The organism is Paraburkholderia bonniea (genome assembly GCF_009455625.1).
GTDB classification, from domain to species: domain Bacteria; phylum Pseudomonadota; class Gammaproteobacteria; order Burkholderiales; family Burkholderiaceae; genus Paraburkholderia; species Paraburkholderia bonniea.
Genome location: NZ_QPEQ01000002.1, coordinates 603,470 through 615,474, shown reverse-complemented (window position 1 = coordinate 615,474; position 12,005 = coordinate 603,470). Strand labels below are relative to the sequence as shown.

The 12,005-nt window shown below is 54.8% G+C and carries 12 protein-coding genes; all 12 read left to right on the top strand.

The genetic code is table 11. The annotated features are described in order from the left end of the window. Window positions 1-91: 91 nt before the first annotated feature. The 12 genes from GH656_RS16445 (at window position 92) to nuoL (ending at window position 12,001) form a co-directional block, all read left to right on the top strand. Window positions 92-451 (top strand): NADH-quinone oxidoreductase subunit A, encoded by a 360-nt coding sequence (locus GH656_RS16445; protein ID WP_153077111.1) that lies wholly within the window; start codon window positions 92-94, stop codon window positions 449-451. 62 nt (window positions 452-513) lie between these two features. Beyond that, window positions 514-993 carry a NuoB/complex I 20 kDa subunit family protein gene (locus GH656_RS16440; RefSeq protein ID WP_153077110.1) on the top strand — a complete coding sequence of 160 codons (480 nt, stop codon included), beginning with the start codon at window positions 514-516 and terminating at the stop codon, window positions 991-993. A gap of 26 nt (window positions 994-1,019) precedes the next feature. Beyond that, complete coding sequence (locus GH656_RS16435) at window positions 1,020-1,622, top strand: NADH-quinone oxidoreductase subunit C (RefSeq protein ID WP_153077109.1); 603 nt, start codon at window positions 1,020-1,022, stop codon at window positions 1,620-1,622. A 9-nt stretch (window positions 1,623-1,631) separates the two neighbouring features. Then, window positions 1,632-2,885, top strand: coding sequence for an NADH-quinone oxidoreductase subunit D (locus tag GH656_RS16430; RefSeq protein WP_153077108.1), 1,254 nt, complete (start codon window positions 1,632-1,634; stop codon window positions 2,883-2,885). 121 nt (window positions 2,886-3,006) lie between these two features. Next, window positions 3,007-3,492 (top strand): NADH-quinone oxidoreductase subunit NuoE, encoded by a 486-nt coding sequence (nuoE, locus tag GH656_RS16425; RefSeq protein WP_153077107.1) that lies wholly within the window; start codon window positions 3,007-3,009, stop codon window positions 3,490-3,492. Beyond that, on the top strand, window positions 3,489-4,817 hold the full coding sequence (nuoF, locus tag GH656_RS16420; RefSeq protein ID WP_153077106.1) for an NADH-quinone oxidoreductase subunit NuoF: 1,329 nt from the start codon (window positions 3,489-3,491) through the stop codon (window positions 4,815-4,817). Before nuoE ends, nuoF begins: the two co-directional genes overlap by 4 nt. Window positions 4,818-4,919: 102 nt before the next feature. Continuing rightward, window positions 4,920-7,259: an NADH-quinone oxidoreductase subunit NuoG gene (nuoG, locus tag GH656_RS16415; protein WP_153077105.1), complete on the top strand. Its 2,340-nt coding sequence runs from the start codon at window positions 4,920-4,922 to the stop codon at window positions 7,257-7,259. After that, complete coding sequence (gene nuoH / locus GH656_RS16410; RefSeq protein ID WP_153077104.1) at window positions 7,260-8,324, top strand: NADH-quinone oxidoreductase subunit NuoH; 1,065 nt, start codon at window positions 7,260-7,262, stop codon at window positions 8,322-8,324. A 15-nt stretch (window positions 8,325-8,339) separates the two neighbouring features. Continuing rightward, the gene (nuoI, locus tag GH656_RS16405; protein ID WP_153077103.1) at window positions 8,340-8,828 is read left to right on the top strand and encodes an NADH-quinone oxidoreductase subunit NuoI; all 489 of its coding nucleotides are present in this window, start codon (window positions 8,340-8,342) and stop codon (window positions 8,826-8,828) included. 112 nt (window positions 8,829-8,940) lie between these two features. Further along, complete coding sequence (locus tag GH656_RS16400; RefSeq protein ID WP_153077102.1) at window positions 8,941-9,603, top strand: NADH-quinone oxidoreductase subunit J; 663 nt, start codon at window positions 8,941-8,943, stop codon at window positions 9,601-9,603. 17 nt (window positions 9,604-9,620) lie between these two features. Beyond that, window positions 9,621-9,926, top strand: coding sequence for an NADH-quinone oxidoreductase subunit NuoK (gene nuoK / locus GH656_RS16395; RefSeq protein ID WP_006052894.1), 306 nt, complete (start codon window positions 9,621-9,623; stop codon window positions 9,924-9,926). A 17-nt stretch (window positions 9,927-9,943) separates the two neighbouring features. After that, the gene (gene nuoL, locus GH656_RS16390; RefSeq protein WP_153077101.1) at window positions 9,944-12,001 is read left to right on the top strand and encodes an NADH-quinone oxidoreductase subunit L; all 2,058 of its coding nucleotides are present in this window, start codon (window positions 9,944-9,946) and stop codon (window positions 11,999-12,001) included. The last annotated feature ends 4 nt before the right edge of the window (window positions 12,002-12,005 follow it).

Here is a 12,005-nt window from a genome sequence, read left to right as displayed (position 1 = left end):
GCTGGTTTGTGATGTCAGGCGTATCGAAGCATCGTCGTGCCGGGTGTGCTATGCCCCGGCAGTTTTTAGAACCAACCGATTGAGGATAGTCTTGAACCTCGCAGCCTATTACCCCGTCTTGCTATTCCTTGTCGTAGGCACTGGTTTGGGTATAGCACTGGTCAGTATCGGCAAGATCCTCGGTCCCAGCAAACCCAACAGTCAAAAGAACTCGCCGTATGAGTGCGGCTTCGAAGCATTCGAAGATGCGCGCATGAAGTTCGATGTGCGCTACTATCTCGTCGCCATTCTGTTCATCATTTTCGATCTTGAGACCGCGTTTTTGTTTCCGTGGGGCGTAGCTTTGCGCGATATTGGCTGGCCTGGCTTCCTGGCAATGATGATTTTTCTGCTCGAATTCCTGCTTGGTTTTGCCTATATCTGGAAAAAAGGCGGTTTCGACTGGGAGTGACGGGTTAATTACCGGTTTGCGGGGCGGTCATGGCTGGCCGCCTGTCTGGAGTGGAAAACAAAATGAGTATCGAAGGGGTCTTGAAGGAAGGGTTTGTCACCACAACGGCTGACAAGCTGATTAACTGGACGCGCACTGGCTCGTTGTGGCCAATGACGTTCGGTCTCGCGTGTTGTGCGGTCGAGATGATGCATGCGGGCGCTGCCCGTTATGACCTTGACCGTTTCGGCGTGGTATTTCGTCCTAGTCCACGTCAGTCGGACGTGATGATCGTGGCTGGCACGCTATGCAACAAGATGGCACCTGCGCTCCGCAAAGTCTACGAGCAAATGGCCGAGCCGCGCTGGGTGATCTCAATGGGTTCGTGTGCGAATGGCGGTGGCTACTACCACTACTCATACTCGGTGGTGCGCGGGTGCGATCGGATTGTGCCCGTTGACGTCTATGTGCCTGGCTGTCCGCCAACTGCAGAAGCGCTTGTCTATGGCGTGATCCAGCTGCAAGCCAAGATCCGCCGCTCAAGTACCATCGCTCGTCAATAAGGCTAGAGCCTCTTCCTCCCCACACTATGGCAAGCAAACTCGAGACCCTTAAAGCAAACCTTGATGCCGCATTTAGCGGTGTGCTGGTAAGCATCACCGAAGCAATCGGTGAGTTGACGATCGTTGTGAAACCAGCTCAATACCTCGAAGTGATGACGCGTTTGCGTGACGATCATCAATTTGGTTTTGAGCAACTCGTTGATCTCTGTGGCGTCGACTATCAAACCTATGGTGATCGCATTTGCGAAGGCCCGCGCTTTGCCGCAGTGTTGCATCTGTTGTCTGTGAGCAATAACTGGCGTTTGCGAGTGCGGCTATTCGCGCCAGACGATGAAATGCCGGTTGTTCCTTCCGTAGTCGATATCTGGAGTTCGGCTAACTGGTACGAGCGCGAAGCATTCGACCTATACGGCATTGTGTTCGACGGTCATCCAGATTTGCGCCGTATTCTGACTGACTACGGCTTCATTGGTCATCCCTTCCGTAAAGACTTCCCTATTTCCGGTTACGTTGAAATGCGTTACGACCCGGAAACAAAGCGTGTGGTCTATCAGCCTGTAACGATCGAGCCTCGCGAAATCACGCCACGTGTGATCCGGGAAGACCGATATGGCGGCCTGAAACACTAGGAGAACGCCATGGCAGAAATTAAAAACTACACGCTCAATTTTGGCCCGCAACATCCGGCTGCGCACGGTGTATTGCGGTTGGTGCTAGAGCTCGACGGCGAAGTCATCCAGCGTGCGGATCCGCATATTGGCTTGTTGCATCGCGCAACAGAAAAGCTCGCTGAAACCAAAACATTTATTCAATCCGTGCCGTATATGGACCGTCTCGATTATGTGTCGATGATGGTCAATGAGCACGGCTATGTGATGGCGATCGAAAAGCTACTTGGTATTGATGTGCCTGTGCGGGCCCAATACATCCGGGTGCTGTTTGACGAAATCACGCGTGTGCTGAACCACTTGATGTGGATTGGTGCGCATGGGTTGGACGTTGGTGCGATGGCGGTGTTTTTGTACGCTTTCCGCGAACGCGAAGATTTGATGGATGTGTATGAAGCTGTGTCCGGGGCCCGGATGCATGCGGCCTACTACCGTCCAGGTGGCGTTTATCGTGATTTGCCTGATTCGATGCCTCAGTACAAGGCATCAAAAATTCGCAATGCAAAAGCATTGTCGAAGATGAATGAAAATCGCCAAGGCTCGCTGCTTGATTTCATCGAGGATTTTTTCAACCGTTTTCCGAAGTGTGTCGACGAGTACGAAACTTTGCTCACCGATAACCGGATATGGAAACAACGGTTGGTTGGAATTGGCGTGGTTAGCCCTGAGCGTGCGTTGCAGCTTGGCATGACGGGCGCGATGCTGCGCGGATCTGGCATCGAGTGGGACCTGCGCAAGAAGCAGCCTTATGAAGTGTATGACCAGCTTGATTTTGATATCCCCGTAGGGGTGAATGGCGATTGCTACGACCGTTATCTGGTGCGTGTCGAAGAGATGCGCCAGTCCACGCGTATCGTGAAGCAATGTATCGACTGGCTGCGTAAAAATCCCGGTCCGGTGATGACTGACAACCATAAGGTGGCACCGCCGTCACGTGTCGGGATGAAGTCGAACATGGAAGAGCTGATTCACCACTTCAAGCTCTTTACTGAAGGTTTTCATGTGCCGGAAGGCGAGGCGTATGTTGCAGTCGAGCATCCAAAGGGCGAATTCGGGATCTATCTGATTTCGGATGGTGCGAACAAGCCTTATCGCCTGAAGATCCGCGCGCCGGGGTATGCGCATCTTTCCACGCTGGATGAAATGGCGCGGGGCCACATGATTGCTGATGCTGTAACCATTATTGGTACGCAAGATATCGTGTTTGGTGAAGTGGACCGCTAGAGCAGTAATCGTGAGGGCGCACGCATTTGCGTGACGTCAGGCAAAGGAACGTCGGGACTGCCGCGAAAGAAGCGGGCGGCAGGTTTTCGTTCGGTAGGAATTGAAAGAGTCGTGTCTGAAAATGATCTCAGCTGAAGGCCTGAAAGAAATTGATCGCGCGGTAGCGAAGTACCCCGCAGATCAAAAGCAATCCGCCGTGATGTCTGCGCTGGCCGTGGCTCAGGAAGAGCAGGGCTGGCTGTCGCCGGAAATCATGGAATTTGTTGCGGATTATCTCGACATGCCGGCAGTGGCTGTGCAGGAGGTGGCCACGTTCTACACGATGTACGAGACCTCGCCGGTCGGTAAGTACAAGATCACGCTCTGCACTAATTTGCCTTGCCAACTGGGTCCCGATGGCGGCTCGGATAGTACGGCTGAGTATCTGAAACAAAAGCTCGGCATTGGCTTTGGTGAAACCACGGCCGATGGCAAGTTCACGCTGAAAGAAGGCGAGTGCATGGGTTCTTGTGGCGATGCACCGGTGTTGTTGGTGAATAACCACCGGATGTGCAGCTTCATGAGCCGCGAAAAGATCGATCAGCTGCTGAAGGAGCTTTCGAAATGACGTCTTTGCATGATCGTCACATCAAGCCATTGATTCTCGCCGGATTGACCGGCGATAACTGGCATCTCAATGATTATGTCGCGCGTGGTGGTTATGCCCAGTTGCGCCGCATTCTCGAAGAAAAAATTTCTCCTGAACAGGTTATTGCCGACGTTAAAGCGTCGGGTTTGCGGGGGCGTGGCGGGGCAGGGTTTCCGACTGGATTGAAGTGGAGTTTCATGCCACGCCAGTTTCCTGGCCAGAAGTACCTCGTTTGCAATTCGGATGAAGGCGAGCCGGGTACGTTCAAAGATCGGGACATCCTGCGCTGGAACCCGCATTCGCTGATCGAAGGGATGGCGATTGGTGCCTATGCGATGGGCATTACAGTTGGCTATAACTATATCCACGGCGAAATCTGGGAAACCTACAAACGCTTTGAAGAAGCGCTTGAAGAAGCGCGCAAGGCAGGCTTTCTTGGCGACAACATCATGGGTTCGGCGTTCTCGTTTGAACTGCATGCGCATCATGGTTACGGCGCGTATATCTGCGGCGAAGAAACAGCATTGCTCGAATCGCTCGAAGGCAAAAAAGGCCAGCCGCGCTTCAAGCCACCGTTTCCAGCCAGCTTCGGTGCGTATGGCAAACCGACCACGATCAACAACACCGAAACATTTGCCGCTGTGCCGTTTCTACTGCAGATCGGTCCGCAAAATTATCTCGAACTGGGTAAGCCCAACAACGGCGGCACCAAGATCTTTTCGATTTCAGGTGATATCGAGCGTCCCGGTAATTACGAAGTGCCACTTGGTACGCCGTTCGCCACGCTGATGGAGCTGGCGGGTGGTATGCGCGGTGGCAGGAAGATCAAGGCGGTTATTCCGGGGGGCTCTTCGGCACCGGTGGTTCCGGGTGACTTGATGATGCAAACCGATCTTGACTACGACTCGATAGCGAAAGCGGGTTCGATGCTGGGTTCGGGCGCGGTCATCGTGATGGATGAAACACGCTGCATGGTGCGTTCGCTGCTGCGTCTGTCGTATTTTTATTACGAAGAATCATGCGGACAATGCACGCCTTGCCGCGAAGGCACGGGCTGGTTATATCGCGTCGTGCACCGGATTGAGCATGGTCAAGGGCGACCGGAAGATCTGGATCTGCTGAATTCGGTTGCCGAGAACATCATGGGCCGAACCATTTGCGCGTTGGGTGATGCGGCGGCAATGCCGGTGCGGGGAATGCTCAAGCATTTCTGGAATGAATTTGAATATCACGTTGCCAACAAACGATGCTTGACTGGCGTTCATGCCGGCACAGCAAAAATGCCTGAAATAGTGGCTGCATAAGCACTCTGGCACGAGCTGCGGGATTCTTCGCTTCACCGTCCAGGTTGAGCGAGCGAACAGGCGAATGATTGAGCGGTATCAGGTTAAGGAAGATTGACCATCATGGTTGAACTGGAAATAGACGGCAAGAAGGTTGAGGTGGCCGAAGGCAGCATGGTGATCCAGGCTGCGCACAAGATAGACACCTACATTCCCCATTTCTGCTATCACAAGAAACTGTCGATTGCGGCCAATTGCCGGATGTGCCTCGTCGAAGTCGAAAAAATGCCAAAGGCAGTGCCGGCCTGTGCAACGCCAGTTTCGGCAGGGATGATCGTGCGCACCAAGTCTGACAAGGCGGTGAAGGCACAACAATCCGTGATGGAATTTTTGTTGATTAATCACCCCCTTGATTGTCCGATTTGCGACCAGGGTGGTGAGTGTCAGCTACAGGATCTGGCTGTTGGTTATGGCAAGTCCTCGTCGCGCTATAGCGAAGAAAAACGAGTCGTCTTCCACAAAAATGTGGGCCCCCTGATTTCGATGGAAGAAATGACGCGCTGCATTCACTGCACGCGTTGCGTCCGTTTTGGCCAGGAAGTGGCGGGCGTGATGGAGCTTGGCATGCTGGGCCGTGGAGAGCATGCCGAAATTACTTCGTTCGTTGGCAAGACGGTTGATTCCGAGTTGTCGGGCAACATGATTGATCTGTGCCCGGTTGGTGCATTGACCAGCAAGCCTTTCCGCTATAGCGCCCGGACATGGGAGCTGTCACGCCGGAAGTCGGTTAGCCCGCATGATTCTGTTGGTGCGAATCTGGTGGTGCAGGTCAAGAACAACCGCGTGATGCGCGTACTGCCGTTCGAAAACGAAGCGATCAACGAGTGCTGGATTTCTGATAAAGATCGCTTCTCATATGAGGCGCTCAATAGCGAAGCGCGTCTGACGCAGCCGATGCTCAAGCAAGACGGCAAGTGGATCGAAACGGATTGGCAAACCGCGCTTGAATATGTGGTGAAGGGATTGAATGGCATCAAGGGCGAGCACGGTGCAAATGCGCTGGCGATGCTGGCCACTGGCCATAGCACGATTGAAGAACTGTTTTTGCTGAAAAAGCTGGCTCAGGCAGTGGGCACGCCAAACGTTGACTTCCGTCTGCGCCAGGCTGATTTCTCGGCACCGGTTAAGGGTGCTCCGTGGCTCGGCATGAAGATCGCAGAGTTGTCCACGCTTGATGCAGCGCTGGTGATCGGCTCTCATTTGCGGCGCGATCATCCGCTCTTTGCCGCACGTCTGCGCCAGGCTGCGAGAGATGGCGCAAAACTCACGTTGCTGCAGGCTACCCAAGACAACGCATTGATTCCTCAGGCACAGCGCCTAGTCGCTGCACCTTCCGCATGGCTCGATGAGCTTGCTGGTATCGCGGTGGCGGTGGCAGAGACACGAGGCATCACGGTGCCGTCCGCGTTTGCCGCTATCCAGCCATCAGACGCTGCAAAACAGGTCGCGGCTTCGCTGACCTCGGGGGAGCGTAAAGCGGTGTTGCTGGGCAATGGCGCGGTACACCATCCCGAGTTCAGCCTGATTCACGCAGCGGCTCAATGGCTTGCCGAAAACACCGGCGCGAAGCTCGGCTTCCTGTCGGAAACAGCCAATACGGTTGGTGCGTATCTGGCTGGTGCGATGCCGGGCGAAGGCGGTTTGAATGCACAAGAAGTTTTTGCACAACCGCGCAAGGGTTATGTGCTGTTCAACGTTGAACCCGAATTTGATACCGCTAATCCAGCTCAGGCGCTGGCTGCAGTAAAGCAGGCTGAAATGGTGGTGGTGTTATCCGCCTTCAGGACTGGGACTGATTACGCTGATGTTCTGTTGCCGATTGCTCCATTTACCGAAACGGCCGGTACTTTTGTTAACGCGGAAGGCACGGCGCAAACTTTTAACGGCGTTGTTCGCCCGCTTGGCGAAACCCGTCCGGGCTGGAAGGTGCTGCGAGTGCTTGGCAGCCTGCTAGGTGTGCCAGGTTTCACTTTCGATACCGCCGAAGAAGTTCGTGCAGCAGCGCTCGGAGAGGGCAATTTCGACGCGATTCGTTTGTCGTCGAACCAGACTGATGCTGCGCTGGCGCGTAGCAATGCGGCTAAAGCAGCAGAGGGTTCATTCGAGCGGCTTGCTGATGTGCCGATCTATCACGCTGATGCGCTGGCACGGCGCGCGGAGTCGCTGCATCTGACTACCGCCGCTCGGGTAGCCAATACAGCTGGTTTGCCTGCTGCATTGTTCGACAAATTAGGTTTGAAAGAGGGCGACGCGGTTCGCGTTCGCCAGGGTGAGCGTTCGGTGCAGTTACCTGCCGTGCGTGACGTCAATCTTGCGCAGACGGTCGTCCGCGTATCGGCGGCAACGCCCGCTGGTGCAGCGCTGGGCAGCCTGTTCGGTGAACTGGTGGTGGAGAAGGCGTAAATGAGCTTGTTCGAGACGATCAATTCGGGCGGCGCGCAGCTTCTCGGTGTGGCCTGGCCGACAGTGTGGGCGCTGGTGCGCATCCTGGTTGTGGCTGTAGTCATTCTGCTGTGCGTGGCGTACCTGATTCTGTGGGAGCGCAAGCTGATTGGCTGGATGCACGTGCGTCTTGGCCCAAATCGCGTGGGCCCGGCAGGGTTGCTCCAGCCGATTGCCGACGTGCTGAAGCTGCTGCTCAAAGAAGTGATTCAGCCCACGCAGGCGAGCCGCTGGATTTATCTGGTGGCACCAATCATGACTGTCGTGCCGGCCTTTGCGGTGTGGGCGGTAATCCCGTTCCAGGCGGGTGCCGTGCTGGGCGACATCAATGCCGGGTTGCTGTATGCAATGGCCATTTCATCAATTGGTGTTTATGGCGTGATTCTGGCGGGCTGGGCATCTAATTCCAAGTACGCGTTTCTGGGTGCAATGCGGGCAGCCGCCCAGATGGTGTCCTACGAAATTGCGATGGGCTTTGCGTTGGTCGTCGTTCTAATGACTGCCGGCAGTCTGAATCTTTCGGAAATTGTCGGCTCGCAAGAGCGCGGCATGTTTGCCAGCTATGGCTTGAATTTTCTGTCATGGAACTGGTTGCCGCTGTTGCCGGTTTTCGTGGTGTATTTCATTTCAGGTATTGCTGAAACAAACCGCCATCCGTTCGACGTGGTTGAGGGCGAGTCGGAAATTGTGGCCGGTCACATGATTGATTATTCGGGCATGGCGTTCGCGCTGTTCTTCCTTGCTGAATACATCAACATGATCGTGATTGCGGCCCTGGCAGCGACGCTGTTCCTCGGTGGCTGGAGTGCGCCGTTTGGTTTTCTGTCATTCGTGCCGGGCATCGTCTGGCTGGTTGCCAAGGTTTTCTTCCTGTTGTCGGTGTTTATCTGGGCTCGCGCCACTTTCCCCCGTTATCGCTACGACCAGATCATGCGTCTGGGCTGGAAAGTGTTTATTCCGGTTTGCGTAGTGTGGTTGATCGTGGTCGGCTTCTGGATCATGTCGCCGTTGAATATCTGGAAATAAAGGGCGGATGAACCCATGACCGCAATTCAAAATTTTTTCAAAACGTTCTTTCTGACTGAGCTGCTTAAAGGTCTTGCCCTGACGGGTCGCTATACATTCAAGCGCAAGATCACCGTGCAGTTTCCTGAAGAGAAGACGCCGATATCGCCGCGTTTTCGCGGGCTGCATGCGTTACGCCGTTATGACAATGGTGAAGAGCGCTGCATTGCCTGCAAGCTGTGCGAGGCTGTTTGCCCTGCACTGGCAATCACCATTGAGTCGGAAACGCGGGCAGACAACACCCGCCGCACGACTCGCTACGACATCGACCTGACCAAATGCATTTTTTGCGGCTTTTGCGAAGAAAGCTGTCCGGTCGATTCGATCGTCGAAACTCACATTCTTGAGTACCACGGCGAAAAGCGCGGTGACCTGTATTTCACCAAAGACATGCTGCTGGCTGTAGGCGATCGCTACGAAGCCGAAATCGCAGCGAACAAGGCTGCGGACGCACCATACCGTTAAACCACGCAGCGGCCTGGGGTTTAGATACCGCTGTCGACCGCTCAGGCAGGCTTGTTGCCCGCCTGTCCTGAAGAACAATGCCTGACGATGGCCTAACGATGAACCGGTAATCATGGAATTCACGACCGTACTGTTCTATATCTTCGCGCTGTTCCTGATTGTTTCAGGGCTGAAGGTGATTACGTCACGCAATCCAGTTGCGTCCGCACTCTTTCTGGTGCTCGCGTTTTTCAACGCGGCGGCGATCTGGATGCTGCTTGAAGCCGAGTTTCTGGCCATCTTGCTAGTGCTGGTTTATGTCGGCGCGGTGATGGTGCTGTTCCTGTTCGTCGTGATGATGCTGGACATCAATCTCGACGTCGTGCGACGTGACTTCAAACGTTTCGTCCCGATGGCGACAGCGGTGGGCGCGATCATCGTGATCGAAACCGCACTGATCCTGTGGCATGGCTATGGCGCTACGACAGCGGCGCTGCGCGACACCACGGTGGCGGTTGGCGCACAGGCCGACTGGTCGAACACCCGGCTGATCGGCAAGGTGATTTACACCGACTACATTTTTGCGTTTGAGATCGCTGGGCTCGTGCTGCTGGTAGCGATCATTGCAGCGATCTCACTGACTGCGCGTCCGGCGAAAGACAGCAAGCGCCAGAAGATCAGTGAACAGGTGCAGGTGCGTAGCCAGGACCGGGTGCGGATCGTGAAAATGGCATCAGAAAAAGCCGATCCGCCTGCTGCTGCCGCTGACGATTCAGCGCCTGGCAAAAACGGCTGAGCGGACAGGAGAAAAATATGTTGACCCTTGCTCATTACCTCGTCCTCGGCGCGATCCTGTTTGCGATCAGCATCGTTGGCATCTTTTTGAACCGCCGCAACGTCATCATCATCCTGATGGCAATTGAATTGATGCTGCTCGCGGTCAATACCAATTTTGTCGCGTTCTCGCATTATCTCGGCGACGTGCACGGGCAGATTTTCGTGTTTTTCGTGCTGACCGTCGCCGCTGCGGAAGCTGCGATTGGCCTCGCCATTCTGGTGACTCTGTTCCGTAGCCTCGACACGATTAATGTCGAGGATCTCGATCAGCTCAAAGGTTAAATTCAGGCAAAGCTGTTATGTCAACGACACTCAATGAAAACCTGCTGCTGGCGGTCCCGCTTGCACCGCTCGCTGGCTCGCTGATCGCGGGGTTGTTCGGGAAAGCGGTTGGGCGTGCAGGAGCCCATACGGTCACGATTCTCGGCGTGGCGATTTCTTTCATCCTTTCGGCCTTCGTGTTTTGGGACGTGCTGCATGGCGCGAGCTTCAACGCGACCATCTACGAATGGATGACCGTCGGCAAGATGAAGTTCGAAGTGGGCTTCCTCGTTGATTCGCTAACCGCGATGATGATGTGCGTCGTGACTTTCGTGTCGCTGATGGTGCATATCTACACGATTGGTTATATGGCGGAAGAGGACGGCTATCAGCGGTTTTTCTCGTATATCTCGTTGTTTACGTTTTCGATGCTGATGCTCGTGATGAGCAACAACCTCTTGCAGCTGTTCTTCGGCTGGGAAGCGGTGGGCCTCGTGTCGTATCTGCTGATCGGGTTTTACTTCACACGTGAAAGTGCGATCTACGCCAACATGAAAGCCTTTTTGGTGAACCGGGTTGGCGACTTCGGCTTTTTGCTGGGTATCGGTTTGCTGTTCGCGTATGCCGGTTCGATGAACTACGGCGATGTGTTTGCACAGCGCACGGAGTTGGCGGCCATGAGCTTTCCCGGCACCGACTGGGGTCTGCTAACGGTGGCCTGTATCTGCTTGTTCATTGGTGCAATGGGTAAGTCGGCCCAGTTCCCGCTGCACGTCTGGCTGCCTGATTCGATGGAAGGCCCAACACCGATTTCCGCGCTGATTCACGCGGCGACGATGGTGACCGCCGGTATTTTCATGGTGACGCGGATGTCGCCATTGTTTGAGCTGTCTGATGCGGCGCTGTCGTTTGTGACGGTGATTGGTGCGATCACGGCGCTTTTCATGGGTTTTCTGGGCATCGTTCAGAACGACATCAAGCGTGTGGTGGCGTATTCGACGCTGTCCCAACTGGGTTACATGACGGTGGCACTCGGTGTCTCCGCTTATCCGGTTGCGGTGTTTCACCTGATGACACACGCGTTTTTCAAGGCGTTACTGTTCCTCGGTGCGGGGTCGGTCATTATCGGCATGCACCACGATCAGGACATGCGCAACATGGGTGGGCTGCGCAAGTACATGCCGATAACGTGGATCACCTCTCTAATGGGTTCGCTGGCGTTGATCGGTACACCGTTCTTTTCCGGCTTTTACTCAAAAGATTCGATTATTGATGCGGTAAAGCTGTCGCATTTACCGGGTTCTGGTTTTGCCTATTTCGCGGTGATTGCCAGTGTGTTTGTTACCGCGCTGTATTCGTTCCGGATGTATTTCCTGGTGTTTCATGGCGAGGAGCGTTTCCGTAATCCGCCAGTCAAAAATGCCGCTCACGGTGCCGAAGCAGCCGCGCATGGTGAAGACGCGCACGGCCACGATGACCATCACGGCCATGGCGTACATGTGCCGCATGAAACTCCATGGGTAGTGTGGCTGCCGCTGGTACTGCTAGCGATTCCTTCTGTGGTGATCGGTGCGATTGCCGTGGGGCCGATGCTGTTTGGCGATTTCTTCCAGCATGGCGTGGCTTTCGACAAGGTTATTTTCATCGGCGAAAACCATCCGGCATTGCATGAGATGGCCGAAGAGTTCCATGGCTGGATGGCGATGGGCTTGCACTCGATCTCGACGTTGCCGCTCTGGCTGGCGTTTGCTGGTGTCGTCACCGCCTGGTTCCTTTATTTGAAGCGGCCTGACTTGCCAGCGGTGATCCGCCGCGCGTTCTCGCCGGTCTATACGCTGCTCGACAACAAGTATTACCTCGACAAGATCAACGAAGTCGTATTCGCCAAAGGAGCGGTCGTGCTTGGCCGTGGGCTCTGGAAAGAAGGTGACGTGGTTGTCATCGACGGCATCGTGAATGGCAGCGCGCGTTTCATTGGCTGGTTCGCCGGCGTGATCCGCTTTCTTCAAACTGGTTACATCTATCACTACGCGTTCGCCATGATTATCGGCATGCTGGGGCTCCTGACCCTGTTTGTAACGCTCGGCGGCAAATAAGGCG

What these genes read in the sequence shown, in the direction of transcription:
- GH656_RS16440 (WP_153077110.1), top strand. Translation starts at nt 514, where the DNA reads ATGAGTATCGAAGGGGTCTTGAAGGAAGGGTTTGTCACCACAACGGCT.
- GH656_RS16435 (WP_153077109.1), top strand. Translation starts at nt 1,020, where the DNA reads ATGGCAAGCAAACTCGAGACCCTTAAAGCAAACCTTGATGCCGCATTT.
- GH656_RS16430 (WP_153077108.1), top strand. Translation starts at nt 1,632, where the DNA reads ATGGCAGAAATTAAAAACTACACGCTCAATTTTGGCCCGCAACATCCG.
- nuoE (WP_153077107.1), top strand. Translation starts at nt 3,007, where the DNA reads ATGATCTCAGCTGAAGGCCTGAAAGAAATTGATCGCGCGGTAGCGAAG.
- nuoF (WP_153077106.1), top strand. Translation starts at nt 3,489, where the DNA reads ATGACGTCTTTGCATGATCGTCACATCAAGCCATTGATTCTCGCCGGA.
- nuoG (WP_153077105.1), top strand. Translation starts at nt 4,920, where the DNA reads ATGGTTGAACTGGAAATAGACGGCAAGAAGGTTGAGGTGGCCGAAGGC.
- nuoH (WP_153077104.1), top strand. Translation starts at nt 7,260, where the DNA reads ATGAGCTTGTTCGAGACGATCAATTCGGGCGGCGCGCAGCTTCTCGGT.
- nuoI (WP_153077103.1), top strand. Translation starts at nt 8,340, where the DNA reads ATGACCGCAATTCAAAATTTTTTCAAAACGTTCTTTCTGACTGAGCTG.
- GH656_RS16400 (WP_153077102.1), top strand. Translation starts at nt 8,941, where the DNA reads ATGGAATTCACGACCGTACTGTTCTATATCTTCGCGCTGTTCCTGATT.
- nuoK (WP_006052894.1), top strand. Translation starts at nt 9,621, where the DNA reads ATGTTGACCCTTGCTCATTACCTCGTCCTCGGCGCGATCCTGTTTGCG.
- nuoL (WP_153077101.1), top strand. Translation starts at nt 9,944, where the DNA reads ATGTCAACGACACTCAATGAAAACCTGCTGCTGGCGGTCCCGCTTGCA.